Annotated in this window: 29 protein-coding genes and 2 pseudogenes; all 31 read right to left on the reverse strand. The window is 62.7% G+C overall.

What is annotated here, in order from left to right:
• Window positions 1-543 (reverse strand): annotated as a pseudogene (locus H0W65_RS09170) (hypothetical protein); the annotation flags it as partial.
• Window positions 544-897: a 50S ribosomal protein L18 gene (gene rplR / locus H0W65_RS09175; RefSeq protein WP_294006745.1), complete on the reverse strand. Its 354-nt coding sequence runs from the start codon at window positions 895-897 to the stop codon at window positions 544-546. It lies immediately after the preceding pseudogene.
• A gap of 3 nt (window positions 898-900) precedes the next feature.
• The gene (rplF, locus tag H0W65_RS09180; RefSeq protein WP_294006748.1) at window positions 901-1,437 is read right to left on the reverse strand and encodes a 50S ribosomal protein L6; all 537 of its coding nucleotides are present in this window, start codon (window positions 1,435-1,437) and stop codon (window positions 901-903) included.
• On the reverse strand, window positions 1,437-1,832 hold the full coding sequence (gene rpsH, locus H0W65_RS09185; protein ID WP_294006750.1) for a 30S ribosomal protein S8: 396 nt from the start codon (window positions 1,830-1,832) through the stop codon (window positions 1,437-1,439). Before rpsH ends, rplF begins: the two co-directional genes overlap by 1 nt.
• Window positions 1,833-1,841: 9 nt before the next feature.
• Window positions 1,842-2,147: a 30S ribosomal protein S14 gene (gene rpsN, locus H0W65_RS09190; RefSeq protein WP_294006753.1), complete on the reverse strand. Its 306-nt coding sequence runs from the start codon at window positions 2,145-2,147 to the stop codon at window positions 1,842-1,844.
• 32 nt (window positions 2,148-2,179) lie between these two features.
• Window positions 2,180-2,788, reverse strand: coding sequence for a 50S ribosomal protein L5 (gene rplE, locus H0W65_RS09195; protein ID WP_294006756.1), 609 nt, complete (start codon window positions 2,786-2,788; stop codon window positions 2,180-2,182).
• Window positions 2,781-3,104: a 50S ribosomal protein L24 gene (rplX, locus tag H0W65_RS09200; protein WP_294006759.1), complete on the reverse strand. Its 324-nt coding sequence runs from the start codon at window positions 3,102-3,104 to the stop codon at window positions 2,781-2,783. Before rplX ends, rplE begins: the two co-directional genes overlap by 8 nt.
• Window positions 3,104-3,472 (reverse strand): 50S ribosomal protein L14, encoded by a 369-nt coding sequence (rplN, locus tag H0W65_RS09205; protein ID WP_294006762.1) that lies wholly within the window; start codon window positions 3,470-3,472, stop codon window positions 3,104-3,106. The genes rplX and rplN overlap by 1 nt, the downstream gene beginning before the upstream one ends.
• Before the next feature lie 171 nt (window positions 3,473-3,643).
• Window positions 3,644-3,868 (reverse strand): annotated as a pseudogene (rpsQ, locus tag H0W65_RS09210) (30S ribosomal protein S17); the annotation flags it as partial.
• A 13-nt stretch (window positions 3,869-3,881) separates the two neighbouring features.
• Window positions 3,882-4,088 (reverse strand): 50S ribosomal protein L29, encoded by a 207-nt coding sequence (gene rpmC, locus H0W65_RS09215; RefSeq protein ID WP_294006764.1) that lies wholly within the window; start codon window positions 4,086-4,088, stop codon window positions 3,882-3,884.
• Between the two features lies 1 nt (window position 4,089).
• Window positions 4,090-4,521, reverse strand: coding sequence for a 50S ribosomal protein L16 (gene rplP / locus H0W65_RS09220; protein WP_294006767.1), 432 nt, complete (start codon window positions 4,519-4,521; stop codon window positions 4,090-4,092).
• A 25-nt stretch (window positions 4,522-4,546) separates the two neighbouring features.
• On the reverse strand, window positions 4,547-5,254 hold the full coding sequence (gene rpsC, locus H0W65_RS09225; protein ID WP_294006770.1) for a 30S ribosomal protein S3: 708 nt from the start codon (window positions 5,252-5,254) through the stop codon (window positions 4,547-4,549).
• A complete protein-coding gene (rplV, locus tag H0W65_RS09230) occupies window positions 5,254-5,631 on the reverse strand; it encodes a 50S ribosomal protein L22 (protein WP_294006773.1) in 378 nt (125 codons plus the stop codon). The genes rpsC and rplV overlap by 1 nt, the downstream gene beginning before the upstream one ends.
• On the reverse strand, window positions 5,631-5,906 hold the full coding sequence (rpsS, locus tag H0W65_RS09235; RefSeq protein WP_294006776.1) for a 30S ribosomal protein S19: 276 nt from the start codon (window positions 5,904-5,906) through the stop codon (window positions 5,631-5,633). Before rpsS ends, rplV begins: the two co-directional genes overlap by 1 nt.
• Window positions 5,907-5,909: 3 nt before the next feature.
• Entirely contained in the window at window positions 5,910-6,746 is an 837-nt protein-coding gene (gene rplB / locus H0W65_RS09240) for a 50S ribosomal protein L2 (protein ID WP_294006779.1), read from the reverse strand.
• A gap of 3 nt (window positions 6,747-6,749) precedes the next feature.
• Window positions 6,750-7,070: a 50S ribosomal protein L23 gene (locus tag H0W65_RS09245; RefSeq protein ID WP_294006781.1), complete on the reverse strand. Its 321-nt coding sequence runs from the start codon at window positions 7,068-7,070 to the stop codon at window positions 6,750-6,752.
• Window positions 7,063-7,707: a 50S ribosomal protein L4 gene (gene rplD / locus H0W65_RS09250; protein ID WP_294006784.1), complete on the reverse strand. Its 645-nt coding sequence runs from the start codon at window positions 7,705-7,707 to the stop codon at window positions 7,063-7,065. The genes H0W65_RS09245 and rplD overlap by 8 nt, the downstream gene beginning before the upstream one ends.
• Window positions 7,708-7,710: 3 nt before the next feature.
• Complete coding sequence (rplC, locus tag H0W65_RS09255; protein WP_294006787.1) at window positions 7,711-8,604, reverse strand: 50S ribosomal protein L3; 894 nt, start codon at window positions 8,602-8,604, stop codon at window positions 7,711-7,713.
• A gap of 277 nt (window positions 8,605-8,881) precedes the next feature.
• A complete protein-coding gene (rpsJ, locus tag H0W65_RS09260) occupies window positions 8,882-9,193 on the reverse strand; it encodes a 30S ribosomal protein S10 (protein ID WP_028969184.1) in 312 nt (103 codons plus the stop codon).
• Between the two features lie 177 nt (window positions 9,194-9,370).
• Complete coding sequence (gene tuf / locus H0W65_RS09265; RefSeq protein ID WP_294006799.1) at window positions 9,371-10,561, reverse strand: elongation factor Tu; 1,191 nt, start codon at window positions 10,559-10,561, stop codon at window positions 9,371-9,373.
• Between the two features lie 74 nt (window positions 10,562-10,635).
• Window positions 10,636-12,732 (reverse strand): elongation factor G, encoded by a 2,097-nt coding sequence (fusA, locus tag H0W65_RS09270; RefSeq protein WP_294006802.1) that lies wholly within the window; start codon window positions 12,730-12,732, stop codon window positions 10,636-10,638.
• 65 nt (window positions 12,733-12,797) lie between these two features.
• Window positions 12,798-13,268: a 30S ribosomal protein S7 gene (rpsG, locus tag H0W65_RS09275; RefSeq protein ID WP_294006805.1), complete on the reverse strand. Its 471-nt coding sequence runs from the start codon at window positions 13,266-13,268 to the stop codon at window positions 12,798-12,800.
• A 61-nt stretch (window positions 13,269-13,329) separates the two neighbouring features.
• A complete protein-coding gene (rpsL, locus tag H0W65_RS09280) occupies window positions 13,330-13,701 on the reverse strand; it encodes a 30S ribosomal protein S12 (protein ID WP_028969180.1) in 372 nt (123 codons plus the stop codon).
• Between the two features lie 228 nt (window positions 13,702-13,929).
• Window positions 13,930-14,580, reverse strand: coding sequence for a hypothetical protein (locus H0W65_RS09285; RefSeq protein ID WP_294006809.1), 651 nt, complete (start codon window positions 14,578-14,580; stop codon window positions 13,930-13,932).
• Window positions 14,581-14,695: 115 nt separating this feature from the next.
• Complete coding sequence (locus tag H0W65_RS09290; RefSeq protein WP_294006812.1) at window positions 14,696-15,418, reverse strand: NAD(P)H-dependent oxidoreductase; 723 nt, start codon at window positions 15,416-15,418, stop codon at window positions 14,696-14,698.
• Window positions 15,419-16,001: 583 nt separating this feature from the next.
• Window positions 16,002-16,403, reverse strand: coding sequence for a cupin domain-containing protein (locus H0W65_RS09295; protein WP_294006815.1), 402 nt, complete (start codon window positions 16,401-16,403; stop codon window positions 16,002-16,004).
• Window positions 16,404-16,405: 2 nt separating this feature from the next.
• Window positions 16,406-16,744, reverse strand: a complete 339-nt coding sequence (locus H0W65_RS09300) for a DUF3140 domain-containing protein (RefSeq protein WP_294006818.1) — start codon at window positions 16,742-16,744, stop codon at window positions 16,406-16,408.
• A 3-nt stretch (window positions 16,745-16,747) separates the two neighbouring features.
• Window positions 16,748-17,350: a DUF4142 domain-containing protein gene (locus H0W65_RS09305; protein ID WP_294006821.1), complete on the reverse strand. Its 603-nt coding sequence runs from the start codon at window positions 17,348-17,350 to the stop codon at window positions 16,748-16,750.
• 67 nt (window positions 17,351-17,417) lie between these two features.
• Window positions 17,418-18,353, reverse strand: a complete 936-nt coding sequence (locus H0W65_RS09310) for a cation diffusion facilitator family transporter (RefSeq protein WP_294006824.1) — start codon at window positions 18,351-18,353, stop codon at window positions 17,418-17,420.
• Window positions 18,350-18,517: a hypothetical protein gene (locus H0W65_RS09315; RefSeq protein WP_294006827.1), complete on the reverse strand. Its 168-nt coding sequence runs from the start codon at window positions 18,515-18,517 to the stop codon at window positions 18,350-18,352. The genes H0W65_RS09310 and H0W65_RS09315 overlap by 4 nt, the downstream gene beginning before the upstream one ends.
• Window positions 18,518-18,541: 24 nt before the next feature.
• Window positions 18,542-19,440, reverse strand: an 899-nt coding sequence (locus H0W65_RS09320) for an FAD-dependent oxidoreductase (protein ID WP_294006829.1), incomplete at its 5' end; no start/stop codon positions are given.

Genomic DNA, 19,440 nt, shown 5'->3' on the forward strand with positions numbered 1-19,440 from the left:
GGCAGTCGCCTTGGAGATCGCCTCGGGCACTTCGCGCGCCTTGCCGTGACCGAAGCCAGCGCGGCCCTTGCCGTCTCCGACCACGACCAGCGCGGCAAAGCCGAAACGCTTGCCGCCCTTGACCGTTTTCGACACGCGATTGATGTGGACCAACTTCTCGATCAGTTCCTCGCCATCGTCGTCGCCGCCACGGCCGCCACGGCGATCGTCGCGCCGTCCGCGATTACCGCCGCCGCGATTGTCACGGCCACCGCCGCCACCGCCACGGCCACCACGGCCGCCACGCGGGCCACGACCCTCGGGCGCGGCCGGCGCGACTGGCGCAGCCGGAGCCGCTTCAGAAGCTGCTTCAGGAGCTGCCGGAGCCGTTTCGGGAGCTGCCTGCTGGGCAATGGGAGCCGCTTCGGGAGCAGGCGCTGCCTTAGGGGCAGGCGCCGTTTTGGCAGCAGGCGCCGTCTCGGCAGCAGGCGCTGCTTCGGGAGCGACCGCTTCGGGCGCCGTGGCAATCGGTTCGGCCTGCGGGGTTTCTTTCTCGTCAGCCATTTAGAACTCCAATCCGCCTTCGCGGGCGGCATCGGCCAGGGCTTTTACCCGGCCATGGAAAAGGAAACCGCCGCGGTCGAACACGACCGCCGAAACGCCCGCCTTCTTGGCGCGCTCGGCGAGGGTCTTGCCGACCTCGGCCGCGCCTTCGCGGGTCGCATTGGTCTTGCCGCGCAATTCCTTGTCCAATGTCGAGGCGGCGGCAATCGTCTTGCCGGCGGCATCGTCGATGAGCTGCGCATAGATATGCTTGCCCGAGCGGTGAACCGACATGCGCGGCTTGCCCGCAGAGCGCGCACGAAGCGCGGTCCGGACACGGCGCCGGCGGCGATCGAAGAGAGATAGTTTCGCCATGGCTTACTTCTTCTTGCCTTCTTTGCGGAAGATATACTCGCCGCGATATTTGATGCCCTTGCCCTTGTAGGGCTCCGGCTTGCGCCAGCGACGGATTTCAGCGGCGACCTGGCCGACCTTCTGACGATCGATGCCGCTGATCTCAATCGTCGTGGTGTCGGGCGTCTTGACATCGACGCCTTCCGGCACGGCGTAGTTGACGTCGTGGCTATAGCCGAGCTGCAGCTTGAGGTTCTTGCCCTGGGCCTGCGCGCGGTAGCCAACGCCGGTAATCTCGAGCACCTTGGTGAAGCCCTCAGTGACTCCAGTCACCAGATTTTGCACTTGGGTGCGCTGCATCCCCCACGCCGCACGAGCACGCTGCGAAGCGGCCACCGGAGTGAGGCTGATCGCGCCCTCGTCGATCGAGTAGCGGACGAGTTCTTCGAGCAGCGGCATCGAGAGAGTGCCCTTGGGCCCCTTGACGGTCAGGGTCTGGCCCTCGACGTTTGCGCTGACGCCTGACGGCATAGCGACCGGTTTTTTGCCGATACGGGACATCAGAACACCTCCGCCAGTACTTCGCCGCCGACATTCTGATCGCGCGCTTCTGCGTCGGACAGAACACCCCGGGGCGTCGAGACTATGGTGATGCCAAGGCCGTTGCGGATGCGCGGCAGTTCCCGCGAAGCCGAATAGACCCGGCGACCTGGCTTTGACACGCGGGCCAGGTGCTGGATCGCCGGCTGCCCCTCGAAATATTTGAGTTCGATGCGCAAGCCCTTCTGACCGGCGAGAACTTCTTCGGCATAGCCGCGGATATAGCCTTCACGCTGAAGCACATCGAGCACGTTGGCGCGCAGCTTCGACGCCGGCGTCAGGATGCTATCCTTGCGCGCCTGCTGGCCATTGCGAATGCGGGTGAGCATATCACCCAATGGATCGGTCATCGGCATCAGCAGCCCTTACCAGCTCGACTTGGTGAGACCGGGAATCAGGCCCTTGTTGCCCATTTCCCGAAGCATGATCCGCGACAGGCGGAACTTGCGATAATAGCCCCGCGAGCGGCCGGTCAGCTCGCAGCGGTTGCGGATGCGGGTCGCGTTGCCGTTGCGCGGCAGCTCGGCCATCTTCAGGCGCGCCATCAGACGCTCGGTCTCATCGACCGATTTGTCGTTCGCTTTCGCCTTGAGCGCCGAATATTTCGCCGCGTATTTCGCGACGAGCTTCCTGCGACGCTCATTCTTGTTCACGGAACTCAGTTTCGCCATGACTTAAGTTCTCTTCCTACTGCGCAAGTCGCTTACGCGGCCTGCTGAGCCTCGGTTTCCGCGGGGAACGGAAAGTTGAAGAGGCGCAGCAGTTCGCGCGCTTCCTCGTCCGTCTTCGCGGTCGTGGTGATGATGATGTCCATGCCCCGAACCTTGTCGATCGAGTCATAGTTGATTTCCGGGAACACGATCTGTTCCTTCAAGCCCATCGCATAATTGCCGCGGCCGTCGAACGACTTGGGGTTGAGCCCCCGAAAATCGCGGACACGCGGCAAGGCGACGGTCACCAGCCGGTCGAGGAATTCGAACATCCGCTCGCGGCGCAAGGTGACCTTGCAACCGATCGGCATGCCTTCGCGCAGCTTGAACTGGGCGATCGACTTCTTCGCCTTAGTGATGACCGGCTTCTGGCCCGAGATTTTCTCCATCTCGCCCGCGGCCTGCTCGACCTTCTTCTTGTCCTGGGTCGCTTCGCCCACGCCCATATTGATGACGATCTTATCCAGCTTCGGCACTTCAAGAGCATTCTTGTATCCGAACTTCTCGGTCATCGCCTTGGCGATGCGATCATCATAATCCTTGCGCAAACGCGGCGTGTAGGCCCCATCCTGCTTGGCATCCTTGGTCTTGGCTTCAGCCATCGATCTTCTCCCCGGACCGCGCCGCGACGCGGACCTTCTTGCCGTCCTTGCCAGTCTCGAACCGCACGCGGGTCGCCTTGCCGTCCTTGGGGTCGGCAATTGCGACCTTGGAAACGTGCATTGCGGCCTCGCGGCGCTCCAGCCCGCCCTGCGGGTCGGCCTGGGTCGGCTTCTTGTGACGGGTCGCAATGTTCACGCCCGACACGATAACCTTACCGTCCTTGGGCATCGACATGGTGACTTCGCCGGTCTTGCCCTTGTCGCGGCCCGACAGAACCACGACCTTGTCACCCTTGCGGATCTTCGCGGCCGACATCACAGCACCTCCGGCGCGAGCGAAATGATCTTCATATGCTTTTTCGCGCGCAATTCGCGAACCACCGGCCCGAAGATACGGGTGCCGATCGGCTCTTCATTCTTGTTCACCAGCACCGCCGCGTTGGTATCGAAGCGGATCACCGAGCCGTCGGGACGGCGGATGTCCTTGGCGGTGCGAACGATCACCGCGCGGTGAACGTCGCCCTTCTTGACCTTGCCGCGCGGGGCGGCTTCCTTGACGGAGACGACGATGATGTCGCCGACGCCGGCTACGCGGCGTTTCGACCCGCCCAGCACCTTGATGCATTGGACGCGCTTCGCGCCGCTATTGTCGGCAACCTCGAGGTTGGACTGCATCTGGATCATGAGCTCAGTCCTTCCTTATGCTTCGGCGGCTTCGGGCGCGTCGGCTTTCGCCGCCTTTGCCGTCGCTGCCTTGATTGCCTTCGACGGAGTCGCCTCGGGCGCGGCCTTCGTGGGCCTGGAGATGTCGACCTCGACGATCTCGTCGACCGCCGCCGGGGCGGCGCCAACGCTATCGAGCACGGTCCAGCTCTTCAGCTTGCTGACCGGGGCGCACTCCTGGATGCGCACCTGCTCGCCCGACTTGAAGGCATTGCCTTCGTCGTGGGCGTGATATTTTTTCGACCGCTTGATGATCTTGCCATAGAGCGGGTGCTTCACCCGCCGCTCGACACGGACCACCACCGTCTTGTCACCCTTGTCGGACACTACCGTGCCGGTGAGGACGCGCTTGGGCATCTCAAATAACTCCTTACGCTTTCGACGCAGCGCTGGCGCGCTGGGTCTGGAGCGTCTTAATACGGGCGATGGTGCGACGAACTTCGCGCACGCGGCTCGGCTTTTCGAGCTGGTTGGTGGCCGACTGGAAGCGCAGGTTGAACTGCTCGCGCTTCAGCTCGCCCAACTTGGTCGCCAGCTGGTCGTCGGTTGCGACCTTGATGTCTTCCTTCTTGGCCATCTTAGTCCTCCACGACCAGCGATTCGCCCAGGCGAGCGACGACCTTGACCTTGATCGGCAGCTTTTCTGCGGCGCGCTCGAAGGCGACCTTGGCGAGCGGGCCAGGAACCCCGTCCAGCTCGAACAGGATGCGGCCTGGCTTGACACGGGCGACCCAGAATTCCGGCGAGCCCTTGCCCGAGCCCATGCGGACTTCGGCTGGTTTCGAAGACACTGGGACGTCCGGGAAAATGCGGATCCACAACCGCCCGGCGCGCTTGATGTGACGCGTAATGGCGCGGCGAGCTGCCTCGATCTGGCGCGCGGTGATCCGCTCGGGCTCCATCGCCTTCAGGCCATAGGCGCCGAAGTTGAGCTCGGTCCCACCCTTGGCGTTGCCATGGATGCGGCCCTTGAAGGCCTTGCGGAACTTGGTGCGTTTGGGTTGCAGCATTTCAAATGTTCCTTAACGGCGCCAATTACCGACGGTCGTCGCGGGCCGGGCGGACGCCCGAGGTCTGCGCATCCATCATCAGGCGATCCTGGGCGAGCGGATCATGCCCCAGGATTTCGCCCTTGAAGACCCAAACCTTGACGCCGCAGACACCGTAAGCGGTGTGCGCCTGCGCTTCGGCATAATCGACGTTGCCGCGCAGCGTGTGAAGCGGAACGCGGCCCTCGCGATACCATTCCGAGCGCGCGATCTCGGCGCCACCGAGACGGCCGCCGCAATTGATGCGGATGCCTTCCGCGCCGAGCCGCATGGCCGACTGGACTGCCCGCTTCATCGCACGGCGGAAGGCGATGCGCCGCTCGAGCTGATCGGCGATGCCCTGCGCGACGAGGCGCGCGTCGATCTCCGGCTTGCGAATTTCGACGATGTTGAGGCTGACTTCGGACGCGGTCATCTTGCCCAGGACCTTCTTCAGCTTCTCGATGTCGCTGCCCTTTTTGCCGATAATCACGCCGGGGCGCGCGGCATAGATGGAGATACGGGCGAGCTTGGCCGGACGCTCGATCACCACCTTGGAGATCGCCGCTTGCGGCAGGAGCTTCATGATGTGCTTGCGGATCCTGAGATCTTCGAGGAGCAGGCGGCCGTAATCCTGACCTTCCGCAAACCAGCGGCTGTCCCAAGTGCGGTTGATCTGCAGCCTGAGGCCGATCGCTGAGGATTTGTTACCCATTATGCTTCTTCCTGCTCGCGAACGACCACGCGAAGGCGGCTGAACGGCTTCTCGATCCGGGTCGAGCGGCCACGCGCGCGGGTAGCGAAGCGCTTAAGGGTGATCGACTTGCCGACCGACGCCTCGGCGACGACCAGTGCATCGACGTCAAGGTTGTGATTATTCTCCGCATTGGCCACCGCCGAAGCGAGCACCTTGGCCACCTCGGACGCCATGCCCTTGGTCGAGAATTTCAAAATGTTGAGCGCGACCTCGACCTTGCGGCCGCGGATCAACTGCGCCACCAGGTTGAGCTTCTGCGCCGACCCGCGGATCATGGTGCCGACGGCCAGCGCTTCCTTGTCGCCTACGCGGCGCGGGGCTGATTGCTTGGACATTAGCGCTTGCCCTTCTTGTCGGACGCGTGGCCCGGGAAGTAACGCGTCGGCGCGAATTCACCCAGCTTCATGCCGACCATGTCCTCGTTGACCGAGACCGGCACGAACTTGCGGCCGTTGTAGACGTTGAAGGTCAGGCCGACGAACTGCGGGAGGATGGTCGAGCGGCGTGACCAGGTCTTGATCGGCGCGCGCTTCGACGCTTCCTGAGCGGCTTCCGCCTTCTTCAGGAGCGACAGTTCGACAAACGGACCTTTCCAGATGGAACGAGCCATGGGTTAGCCCTTCTTCTTGGCGTGACGCGACCGGATGATCATCTTGTCGGTCGCCTTGTTGTGACGGGTGCGGGCGCCCTTGGTCGGCTTGCCCCACGGAGTAACCGGATGGCGGCCGCCAGAGGTCCGGCCTTCGCCACCGCCGTGCGGATGGTCGACCGGGTTCTTGGCGACGCCGCGGGTCAGCGGACGGCGGCCCAACCAGCGGGTGCGGCCGGCCTTGGCCAGCGTCTGGTTGCCGTTGTCGGGGTTCGACACTGCGCCGACGGTCGCCATGCAGTCCGAGCGGACGTAGCGCTGCTCGCCCGAGTTCAGGCGAACGATGACCATCCCCTTGTCGCGGCCGACGACCTGGACGTAGGTGCCGGCGGCGCGGGCAATCTGGCCGCCCTTGCCAGGCTTTAGCTCGACATTGTGGACGATCGTGCCGACCGGCATCTGGCCGACTTCCATCGCATTGCCCGGCTTCACGTCGACCTTCTTGCCAGCGACGACCTTGTCGCCCGGCGCCAAGCGCTGCGGCGCGAGGATATAGGCCTGCTCGCCGCCCTCGTAAGTCACGAGCGCGATGAACGCCGAGCGGTTCGGGTCATACTCGAGACGCTCGACGGTGGCTGGGATATCCCAGGTACGACGCTTGAAGTCGATGATCCGATACTTTTGCTTGTGACCGCCGGCGATCCCGCGCGAAGTCACATGGCCCTTGTTGTTGCGGCCGCCAGTCTTGCGCTTGCCTTCGGTCAGCGCCTTGACGGGCTTGCCCTTCCACAAGGATGACTTGTCGACCAGGATAAGACCGCGGCGGGCCGGGCTCGTCGGCTTATATGCTTTCAATGCCATCGGTTAGATCCCGTTCGTGATGTCGATCGACTGGCCCTCGGCCAGCGTCACGATCGCTTTTTTCACGTCCGACCTTTTGTAGGGCGTGCCCTTCCACTTCTTGGTCTTGCCCTTGGTGACGATCGTGTTGACGTTGGTCACCTTGACGTCCCAGATCGCCTCGACCGCCGCCTTGATCTCGGGCTTGGACGCGGTGCCGGCGACCTTGAACACCACCGCATTATATTCCGACACCATGGTCGACTTTTCGGTGATGTGCGGCGCGAGCACGATGTCGTAGTGGCGATTGTCGATCGCCGCTGCTGCTGTGGGCTTCTTAGCCATTGAACCGGGCCTCCAGCTTTTCAACCGCGGCGCGGGTCAGGACCAGCGTCTCGTGGCGCATGATATCATAGACGTTGGCACCGATCGCCGGCATCAGGTTGACGCCTTCGAGGTTCGACGAAGCCTGGGCGAACCCGACGTTGAGCGCGTCGCCGTCGATCACCAGCGCATTCTTGCCGAAGCCGAGCTTGCCGATTTTCGCCTTCAAAGCCTTGGTCTTGGCCTCGCCGTCCATGTCGAGGTTGTCGACGACAATCAGCTGCCCGCCCATCGCCTTGGCCGACAGCGCCATCTTCAGTCCGAGCACGCGGATCTTCTTGTTAAGACCAAGCGTGAACAGGCGGGCACGCGGGCCGTGGGCCTTGCCGCCGCCGACGAAGATCGGGGCGCGACGATCGCCGTGGCGGGCGGTGCCGCCGCCCTTCTGCTTGCCGAACTTCTTGCCGGTGCGGGCGACATCCGAACGCTCACGGGCGGCGCGGGCCATGCCGCGACGGTTGGAGAGCTGCCACGTCACCACGCGATGCAAAATGTCGGCACGTGGCTCGATGCCGAACACGGCGTCGTCGAGCTGGATGTCCCCACCCGCTTTCGCGGAGCCGGAATCGCCGCTTAGGGTCTGAACCTTGACCTTCATCGCTTAGCCTTCCTTGTTCTCGTCGGCAGCCGGCTTATCGCCAGCAGCGTCCGAATTCTGATTATCTTCGGCGGCCTCAGCGGCCTCGGCTGCCTGAGCGCCGGCTTCCTGCTCGGCCGCGATCGCCGCGACCTCCGCATCGCTCGGCAGCGCCGGGATTTCGTGCACCGCGGCATCTTCGACGAAGGCCGCAGGCGCCATCTCGGTTTCGATTTCCTTGGCGTTTTCAAGCAAACCCGCCGGATAAGGTGCGCGCTCGTCGCGCGGCAGCTTGATCGCGTCCATCACGCTCAGCCAGCCGCCCTTGGAGCCTGGAACCGAGCCTTTGACGAACAATAGCCCGCGGGCGGCGTCGGTGCGCACGATCTCAAGGTTCTGCTGGGTGCGGTTGCGCGCGCCCATGTGGCCGGCCATCTTCTTGTTCTTGAAAACCTTGCCCGGATCCTGGCGCTGGCCGGTGGAGCCGTGCGAACGGTGCGAGACCGAGACGCCGTGGGTGGCGCGAAGACCTTTGAAACCCCAGCGCTTCATCGCGCCGGCAAAGCCCTTGCCCTGGGTCACGCCCTGAATGTCGACCATCTGGCCGGCGACGAAATGGTCGGCAGTGATCGTCGCGCCGACGTCGAGGAGCGCGTCCTCGGCGACCCGGAATTCGACCACTTTGGCTTTAGGTTCGACCTCGGCATTGCCGAAAGCCACTCGCTGCGGCTTGTTGACGTTCTTGGCCTTGGCCACGCCGGCGCCCAGCTGGACGGCGGTGTAACCGTCGCGATCCATCTCGCGACGGCCGACGACCTGAACATCTTCAAGCTGGAGAACCGTGACGGGCACATGGCGCCCGTCCGCCTGAAACAGGCGGGTCATCCCCATTTTTTTCGCGATCACGCCAGTGCGCATGATCCATGCTCCTACAGAGGCCCACCGACGCAACTGAGCGACGGCGGGCTTGGTGGCACCCATCAAAGCTACACTTTGATGGGACCCAGTGCGACCCGTGAATTAATGCGTCGCCCCGCTGGGCCATTCCCGCCCGAGGGCAGGATGCGGGGGACGCAGACCAGGATGCGGTAAGGCGTCCTGCGGTATCCCTTGATCCGTTGCGTCGCCCCAAAGGCGCTGCGTCGATCCTTAATTCAGGATCGTGCGACCGAATCTTGGTCGCGGTGCCAGCCCCTTAGGCCAGCTTGATCTCTACGTCCACCCCGGCGGCGAGATCTAGCTTCATTAGAGCATCGACCGTCTGAGGCGTCGGCTGGACGATATCCAGCAGGCGCTTGTAGGTGCGGACCTCGAACTGTTCGCGCGACTTCTTGTCGACGTGCGGCGACCGGTTGACGGTGAACTTCTCGATGCGCGTCGGCAGCGGAATGGGGCCGCGAATAAGGGCTCCGGTGCGCCGAGCGGTGTCAGCGATATCACCCGTGGCCTGATCCAGCACACGATGGTCAAAGGCCTTCAGGCGAATCCGGATATTCTGCGTTTCCATGTCCACTACCGATGCGAAAGAGCCAAACCCGTCCCCGCCGGAGCGGTTGGGGCAACAAAAAACGGGGATCAGCGGCGCGATTGGACCCGAAGGCTCCTGCGCCACCTTACCCGCGAAAACTGTGAAGCTACCGGCCGCGCGACCCCGAAGGAAATCAACGCGACCGGGCGCCCTATATTACTTCGTGATCGCGCCGACAACCCCCGCGCCGACCGTCCGGCCGCCCTCGCGGATCGCGAAGCGCAGGCCCGGGTCCATGGCGATCGGAGCGATTAGCTTGACCGTCAGCGAGACGTTGTCGCCCGGCATGACCATCTCGGTGCCTTCCGGCAGCACCACTTCGCCCGTCACGTCGGTCGTGCGGAAGTAGAACTGCGGACGATAGTTGGCGAAGAATGGCGTGTGACGCCCGCCCTCGTCCTTCGACAGGACATAGACTTCGGCGGTGAAGTCGGTGTGCGGGGTGATCGAACCCGGCTTGGCCAGAACCTGGCCACGCTCGACTTCCTCACGGCCGACACCGCGGATCAGCGCTCCAATGTTGTCGCCGGCCTGACCCTGATCGAGCAGCTTGCGGAACATTTCGACGCCGGTGACGACGGTCTTCTTGGTATCCTTGATGCCGACGATCTCGACTTCTTCGCCGACCTTGACGATGCCGGTCTCGACACGGCCAGTGACGACCGTGCCGCGGCCCGAGATCGAGAACACGTCCTCGATCGGCATCAGGAACGGCTTGTCGAGCGGACGCTCGGGCTGCGGGATCCAGCTGTCGACCGCTTCCATCAGCTTGAGGATCGACTCCCGGCCGATTTCCGGAGTCTTGTCTTCAAGCGCGGCCAGCGCCGAGCCCGAGACGATCGGAATATTGTCGCCGTCGAAATCACGCTTGGAAAGCTCCTCGCGAATTTCGAGCTCGACCAGCTCGAGCAACTCGGCATCGTCTACCTGATCGACCTTATTGAGATAGACGACCATTGTCGGAACGCCGACCTGCTTGGCGAGCAGGATGTGCTCCTTGGTTTGCGGCATCGGGCCATCGGCGGCCGACACCACCAGGATCGCTCCGTCCATCTGGGCGGCACCGGTGATCATGTTCTTCACATAGTCGGCGTGGCCCGGGCAATCGACGTGCGCATAGTGACGAGCGGCGGTTTCATATTCGACGTGCGCGGTCGAAATGGTGATGCCGCGCTCGCGCTCTTCGGGCGCCTTGTCGATATTGGCGTACGACGTGTAGGTCGCGCCGCCGGTTTCGGCCAGCACCTTGGTGATCGCCGCGGTCAGCGACGTCTTGCCGTGGTCGACATGACCGATAGTGCCAATATTGCAATGCGGCTTGTTCCGCTCAAATTTTGCCTTCGCCATTTCACGCCTCTTCTTATGCTAGAAAAAACCGGCCGCGCCGCCGTGCGGTCGCGCCCATAGCCACTATTGATCGCTTACGCCAGCTTCGCCTTGACCTCGTCTGCCACATTGGCCGGCACTTCGTCATAATGGCTGAACTGCATGCTGTATTGGGCCCGCCCCTGGGTGAACGAGCGCAGCTGGTTCACATAGCCGAACATGTTGGCCAGCGGCACGATCGCTTCGATCGCCTGGGCGTTGCCGCGCGTGTCGGTGCCCTGAATCTGGCCTCGGCGCGAGTTCAAATCGCCGATGACGTCGCCGAGATAATCCTCGGGAGTCACCACCTCGACCTTCATGATCGGCTCGAGCAGCTTGATGCCCGCCTTCTGGGCCGCTTCGCGCATCGCGCCGCGGGCACAGATTTCGAACGCCAGCGCCGATGAGTCGACGTCATGATACTTGCCGTCGGTCAGCTTGACCTCGAAGTCGATGATCGGGAAGCCGATCAGCGATCCGGTCTCGGCGGTTTCGCGCATGCCCTTCTCGACCGACGGAATATATTCCTTGGGGACGTTGCCGCCCTTGATCTGGTCGGAGAAGATGAAACCTGATCCGCGCTCGCCCGGGGTGACGCTGATGCGGATTTCAGCGAACTGGCCCGACCCGCCCGACTGCTTCTTGTGGGTGTAGGTAAGATCGACCGGCTTCCCCAAATATTCGCGATAGGCGACCTGCGGCGCGCCGACATTGGCCTCGACGTTGAATTCGCGCTTCATACGATCGACCAGGATTTCAAGGTGAAGCTCACCCATCCCCTTGATGATCGTCTGGCCCGATTCATGGTCCGAGGTGACGCGGAACGACGGATCCTCGCGCGCCAGGCGATTGAGCGCGATGCCCATCTTCTCTTGGTCGGCCTTGGTTTTGGGCTCCACCGCAACCTCGATCACGGGATCGGGGAATTCCATCCGCTCGAGGATGATCGGGGCGTTGATCGCGCACAGCGTCTCGCCGGTGGTGGTGTCCTTCAACCCCGCCAGCGCGACAATGTCGCCGGCATGGGCGACCTGGATGTCCTCGCGATCATTGGCATGCATGAGCAGCATGCGGCCGACCTTTTCCTTCTTGTCCTTGACCGAATTGGTGACCTGCGACGCGGTCTCCAGCTTGCCCGAGTAGATGCGGGCGAAGGTCAGCGTGCCGACGAACGGATCGTTCATAATCTTGAACGCCAGCGCCGAGAAGGGTGCATCGTCGGCCGGGGCGCGCGTGTCGGTCGTCTCGCCGTCCATCTTGAGGCCTTCGACCGGCGGAATGTCGAGCGGGCTCGGCAGATAGTCTATCACTCCGTCGAGCAGCGGCTGGACGCCCTTGTTCTTGAACGCCGAGCCGCACAGCACGGGGACGAATGAGAAGTTCAACGTGCCTTTGCGGATCAGCGCCTTCAACGTCTTCACGTCGGGCTCGTCGCCGCCAAGATAGGCCTCCATGACGTCGTCGTCCTGCTCGACTGCCATTTCGACCAGCTCCATGCGAGCGGCGGCGGCGGCATCGACGAGGTCGGCCGGAATTTCTTCATAGACGAACTTTGCACCCAGGCTCTCGTCGAGCCAGATGATCGCGCGATTCTCGACCAGGTCGACCAGGCCCTTGAAGCCGCCCTCGATGCCGATCGGCAGGTACAGCACGGCCGGACGCGCGCCGAGACGGTCCTTGATCATGCTGACGCACATCTCGAAATTGGCGCCGGTGCGATCGAGCTTGTTGATGAAGCACATCCGCGGAACATGATATTTTTCGGCCTGACGCCACACGGTTTCCGACTGCGGCTCGACCCCGGCAACACCGTCGAAGCAGGCGACCGCGCCGTCGAGGACGCGCAGCGAGCGTTCGACCTCGATGGTGAAATCGACGTGGCCTGGCGTGTCGATGATGTTGATGCGGTGCTCGGGACCCTTGCCCTCGTCGCCGCTCCAGAAACAGGTCGTCGCCGCCGACGTGATGGTGATCCCGCGCTCCTGCTCCTGCTCCATCCAGTCCATCGTCGCGGTGCCTTCATGCACTTCGCCGATCTTGTAGGACTTGCCGGTGTAGTAGAGGATGCGCTCGGTCGTCGTCGTCTTGCCGGCGTCGATGTGCGCCATGATGCCAATATTGCGATAACGGTCGAGCGGATGGCTGCGGGCCATGTCTTAGCTTCCTTGAGAATGTGGGGAGCCGGCGAGCCGGCGCCCCCACGATATAAGTATTAAAACTACCAGCGGTAGTGCGAGAAGGCGCGGTTCGCTTCCGCCATGCGGTGCGTATCTTCGCGCTTCTTGACCGCGTTGCCGCGGTTCTGCGAGGCGTCCATCAACTCGCCCGACAGCCGGCCAGACATGGTCTTTTCCGATCGCGCACGGGCGGCGATGATCAACCAGCGGATGGCGAGCGCCTGGGCGCGCTCGGTGCGCACCTCGACCGGCACTTGGTAGGTCGCACCGCCGACGCGGCGGCTGCGGACCTCGATGCCTGGCTTGATGTTGTTGAGCGCGTCGTGAAAGACTTGGATTGGATCCTTCTTGAGGCGCGCCTCGACGCTTTCGAGCGCCGTATAGACGATGCCCTCGGCAACCGATTTCTTGCCGTCGAGCATGACACTATTCATGAATTTCGACAGGATCAGATCACCGAACTTGGGATCGGGCAGGATGACGCGCTTTTCGGGACGACGACGACGGGACATAGGGAATTCCTTTCAGAGCGGCGCACCTGCGGATAAAACGCGGTGCTACCGACGAACCAGCTTACTTGGGCCGCTTGGCGCCGTACTTCGAGCGCGACTGGCGGCGATCCTTGACGCCCTGTGTGTCAAGCACGCCGCGCAGGACGTGATAGCGCACGCCCGGCAAGTCGCGCACACGCCCGCCGCGGATCAGCACGACGCTGTGCTCCTGCAGGTTGTGACCTTCACCCGGGATATAGCTGATCACTTCGCGCTGGTTGGTCAGGCGGACCTTGGCCACCTTACGCAGCGCCGAGTTCGGCTTCTTCGGCGTCGTCGTATAGACGCGTGTGCACACGCCGCGCTTCTGCGGGTTCTGTTCCATCGCAGGGACCTTCGACTTGGCCTTCTGCGGTTCGCGACCCTTGCGGATCAGCTGGTTGATCGTCGGCATGAAGCCTTCACCTTTCTGTGCCGAAATGCTTCGGCGGTTACTTTGCCCAACGCAAAAGCGCGAAGTCCTGGCGGCCACCCTTTAGGAAGGTGGGCCACCCGGCCATCGCGTCGTTGAGCAATGTTCAGCTCTTGCCCGAGGGAAATGCGATCAGAATCGCGAGACCCTTCCGGACGAGCGGGCCATTACGGGGGATTGGGCCGGAGGTCAACGGGGCGGAAGGTCGCTTCAGCTGGTACGGCGCCCGAAGACTGGGCGCGCAGACGCATGAACGATCGGCGTTGCCGGGACCGCCGGCCCGCCAGTCGGCTCGATCAAGCGCGCCTGTTTCGCCGCAAGGTAGCGGGCAATCGCAGCATCGGGGTCGAAATCGGTGCCGCTCTCGCTGGCTGGTGCCGGGTTAGGCGCGGCGATAGCGTTTCCGGTCGCCGCCAGCTTGGCGGCGCAGAGCCTGGAATGAAGCTCCATCATTCCGCCCGGCGGCAGCTCGATCAGCGAGCCGGCGAGGCGATAACGCTTGCCGCTGAACGCGCCGCCGCGCGTAGTGATCGCGATATGCTCTTTGGCCGAGACCGGGATCAGGTAAAGCCAGCGCAGCGTGACCCGCTCGATGACGATGTCGCGCACCTCGTCCCAGCGGAGTGTCGCGCTCCTCTGATAGGTGTTGATGGTGATGCCTTGCTCGTCGAATTTCAGAGCCGACCGGTCGCCGAGCGCGCAGCGAGCCATGACGACGGTCAAATAACCGAAACAGGCCGCGCCGAGCGCGTCTAACCAGCTAAATTCGCCCAGGAGGGACGAGCCGAACCACAGCGCCGCCAGTCCACTTCCCGTTGCGGCGAAGGCCAGCTTGGCAGGTCGAAAACGGATCGTCGTCATAGCTCACCCCGGATCGGCAGGATCGTCCGGGCGCAAGCCTAACGCCGTCTTGCCTATCAGCCGGTTAACGGCCCCGCCTTTCGCGGCCGAAGATCGAACACGCCCCGCGCGTCCGTTATTCGCTCGTCACGCCGTCCCATTCCTCGTCGTGGTGACGCGCGTCGGCTTGGCCCTTGGTCGCCTGAGTAATGCCGTCCGGGTGCTCCGTCACTCCTCCGAGTTGCAAGTCCAAGTGATGGCGAATGAACGGGCTGTAGACAGGCGCACCTGCCTTCAGCTTACGGCGCTCGTCCCAATCGTCCTCTGCATTGAACTGTATAGCAGGACGGGTGTCGAGTTCGATCAGCCGTTCCCCGTGGCACTCCAATTGAGCTTTAAGGAGAAGATCATGGGCGGCTCTATCGTGATCGTTATGCGCTTCACCGATGCTTGTCAGGATGAGTGGATCCAGCACCGTAAAACCAAGGTAATGGAGGGCGTAATTGATCGGCCACAGGATCAGCCGCGTATCGCCTTCCCGACCATCATACGAGCATGCCTCTGCCGACGAACCTGCGGTCACTGAAAGGATCGCGCGCCTTCCCCGACACACCCCGTTATGGAAGCGCCTACTCCCGGTGTAGAGCGTTCCATAGGCAAACACGCGATCCATCCAACCCTTGACGATAGCCGGCATTCCGAACCACCAGAGCGGGAATTGGAACAGTATGAAATCAGCCCACAGAAGGTCATTTATTTCGCGCTGAACATCAGCCGGCAGCGTTCCTTGCTCGCCATTAAATCGCTGTTCTGTCTGAGCATAGAATCTCTCGGGGTTTTTGCGCTGAGGAAATGACATCCATGTTCGGCTGGATCGAACTGCCTAGCATAGAGGTCAGACACCCTCACCGAGTGACCTTGCGACAGGAGAATTCTCTCGGACTGCCGAACAAGCTTCGCATTGAAGGAGTTCGCTTCGGGATGTGCCAAAACAATCAGGGCATTCAAGTCTCTTCTCCTAAGCATCCATGTTCATGCTGCGAGAGATCGTAATCGCTATCACGACGTGGTGAGGTTTAGCACTAATAATGCTCACCCCCGCCAGGAAGCCGCGAAGCCCGAAACGACAAAGCCGGGGCACAATTCACTTTGAGCAGCGCTACCTTTCAGAACGGCCAACGGGTTGCCCACGAATATAGCCGGAAGGGCGCCCATGTGTGGCGGCCCCTCTGCTGGGGCGAGCAGCCGCTGCAATGAGGTGCTTCGCGCTATGGTCGACCATCCGGGCCCTCGGCGGCACGTTTCAGCACTGGGGCGCTGACGAGGTTCCGACGAGCACTCGGTCAAACAGCTTGTGCATGCCGCTTTACTGACCACGCTCACGCACCTTACTGAATCGCCGGCTTGAGATCTCTATTCTAAAGGCATTGGAGGGCACCTGATTATTCGCTCGTCCCGCCCTCCCATTCCTCGTCATGGTGACGGGCCTCAGCCTCGGCCTTGGTCGCCTGGGTAATGCCGTCCCGATGCTCGGGCGGGCCATAGATGGTGTAGAGCTTGAGCGGCTTTTCACCGGTGTTGCGGACGTTGTGTCGCGCGCCCGAGGGGACGACGACGCCGCTGCCGTCGGCGACCCTGTTCTCGACCCCATCAATGTCGACCACCCCCTCGCCTTCCTCGAAGCGGAAGAACTGGTCGATCCCGTCATGCACCTCGGACCCGATCTCTTCACCCGGCTGGAGCGTCATCAGCACCAGTTGAAGATGCTTGCCGGTGTAGAGCACCCGCCGAAAATCGGTGTTGCCGGTCGTCAGAGTCTCGATATTGTCGTTATAACCCCTCATCGTCACTCCTTGATGGGATCGTGGCCCCAATTCATCAGGCTGTAGCGCCAGCGCGAGGTCACGATATTCTCAGGCCGCTGCGCGCTGTGCCGGCGGACGTAGCCGACGACCTTGCGCATTTGCGCATAATCTTCATCATCGAGCTCATCCTTGCGCTTGCGCAGAAGGACCACGATGCGCCGGCCGCTGGCGTGTCCGACGCTCTCGCTCTGCCCGTTCTTGCGAATGCCGACCTTGTGACTGTCGTCGGTCTCGAGCCATTCCTCGAGCTCGGCCGGGGCCATGTTCACCGCGATCTTGAAGCGGGTGAAAACCTGGCCCCGGTCGAGGCTCGAGGCCATGAGCTACATCTTCATATTGTTGACGTGCTCGATATGGTGTTCGACAACCTCGGTCGACTTGGTGGCAAAGGTCTTGAGCGACGGCGTATCGCCGCCCGCAGCATAGCCCTTGAGCGCGTCGAGAACCTTCTGGTGGCCGGCTTTTTGCTGTTCGACGAACAAGCGGTCAAATTCGGCGCCCTTGGCGGCCTTGAGCGCGTCGATATGCGCCTGATGTTCGGCCGGCATTGCAGTGGGCAAGGTTATGGCCGGAGAGGCTGCTGCGGCAGCGGTCTTGAGCATGGCAGTCGACTTACTATGATCGGTGACCAGCATCGCACCGAATTTCTTGATGGCATCGGTCGAGCCCATCGACTGGGCGAGCTTGCCCGCCTCGATCTCATACATGTCGCTGCCGGCGACCGTCGCGGTGAAGTCGGCGGCGGCCATTGGAGCCATGCCATTGGACATGCCGCTGTCGTTGGCCATGCCCATGTCGTTGTTCATCATCATATCGTTGGCCATCATGTCGTCGGACATATTGGCGTCGGTGTCGTTGGCCTTGTTGTTACAGGCGGAGGTGGCGATCGCCAGGCTGGCGACGGCTGCTGTTAAGATCAGGCGCATGAGCTTTCCTTTGGTCGGGGGGAGAACAGGGACGATAAAGCAAAACGCCTGCGCGTCGGCGACGTTCCTATTTCGCGGCTGGCCCCATGTCGGTCGCGCCGCTTCTCGGCCGAATATAGAGCCGCTTGACGAGCGGATAGCGGGATGCCGCTTCCTGCTCGATCCGGTCGACGATCTGCTCGACGTCGCGCGCGCTGATATGGTCGTCGAAATCGACCGAAAGCATCGCCGTCACCTGATCGGGCGACGAGTGGACCGTCAAGACTTCGCCGACCCCGGTAACGCCACCCTGCGCCACGACCATCGCGCGCAAATCCTCGACCAGTTCGGGGTCGGCGCTTTCGCCGATCAGCAATTGTTTGGATTCAACCGCGAGGATGAAGGCGGTGAAGCCGAGGATCGCCCCGATCACGATCGACGCCGCCCCGTCCCAACGCGGGTCGCCGCTCAGCTGCGAGATGCCGAGGCCGACCGCGGCGACGATGATGCCGAACATCGCCGCGCCATTTTCCAGAAGGACGATGAAGCCGGGCGGGTCCTTCGATTTCTTGACCGCCTCGAACCAGCCGAGCCGGCCCTTTGCGTCGCGGAACTCGGTGAAAGCGGACCAGGTCGAACCGCCTTCGAGCAGGAAGGCGATGGCGAGGACGACGTAGGCAACGATCGGCGACACCGCCGGCTCGGGGTCGCTGATGTGGATCACGCCCTCGTAGATCGACACGCCGGCGCCCAGGGCGAAAACCATCACCGCGACGACGAAGCTCCAGAAATAAAGCTCTCGACCATAGCCGAACGGATGATTGCCGTCGGCCGGGCGCCTCGCCGCCTTGCGGCCCCAGATGAGCAGCACCTGATTGACCGAATCGACCACCGAATGGACCCCCTCGGTCAACATCGCCGACGACCCGGTCATCGCCGCGGCGCCGAATTTTGAGATCGCAATTCCCATGTTCGCCGCAAAGGCGATCCACAGCGTCCGATTGCTATGTGCGACGGCGCTCACTGCGCGGCTTTAACCAACTTGCCGCTCTTCGCCACCGTCCGTGCCGGATGTTCGAAGCAGCTGCCGGTGGCGGCGTCGAGGTAACGATCGGCGGTGACCACCACCTTTTCCGCAGCCGCAGGCGAGGCGAGGGCAAGCGCGGCAAGTGCGGTCAACAGGCGCATGATCGTCCCCTAGAATCGGTCGCGTCAGATGTGGATCACCCGGCCGTAAGCGGCAAGCACGCTTTCGTGCTTCATTTCGCTTAGCGTCGGGTGCGGATAGACGGTGTTGATGAAGTCGGCCTCGACCAATTCCGCCGTCTTACCGATAGTATAGCCCTGGATTAGCTCGGTCACTTCGGCGCCGATCATGTGCGCGCCCAGCAGCTCGCCGGTCTTGGCGTCGAATATCGTCTTGATAAACCCCTCGACCTCGCCGAGCGCGATTGCCTTGCCGTTGCCGATCGCCGGGAATTTGCCGACGCGAATCTCGTGACCGGCCTCCTTGGCCTTGGCCTCGGTCAGGCCGACCGACGCGACCTGGGGATGGCAATAAGTGCAGCCGGGGATGTTGCGGACATCCATCGCGTGCGGATGAACATCCTTGTTGCCCATCGCCTGGGCGATTGCCTCAACCGCGATGATACCCTCATGACTCGCCTTGTGCGCCAGCCACGGCGGCGCGGTGACATCGCCGATCGCCGAGATGCCGGCAACATTGGTCCGGCACATCGCGTCGGTGTCGATATGGCCCTTGGTGGTTTTGACGCCCAATTTCTCGAGCCCGATGTTCTCGGTGTTGGGAGCGATCCCGACCGCGACGACGGCGTGACTGAAGCGCTTCTCTGCAGTCTTGCCGTCGGCCGTCTTGATCGTTGCGGCAATGCCCTTGGCATCGGCCGTGAGGCTCTCGACCCCCGCCCCGGTGAGCAGCGTCATGCCCTGCTTAGTGAGGCTCTTTGCCAACGCATCCGACACGTCTGCATCTTCGACTGGGACGATCCGGTCGAGCATTTCGACCACCGTCACCATGGCACCAAGATCGTTGTAAAAGCTCGCGAACTCGATCCCGATCGCGCCCGACCCGATCACCAACAGTTCGGTCG

It is taken from the genome of Sphingomonas sp. (assembly GCF_013816785.1).
Classification (GTDB): domain Bacteria; phylum Pseudomonadota; class Alphaproteobacteria; order Sphingomonadales; family Sphingomonadaceae; genus Sphingomicrobium.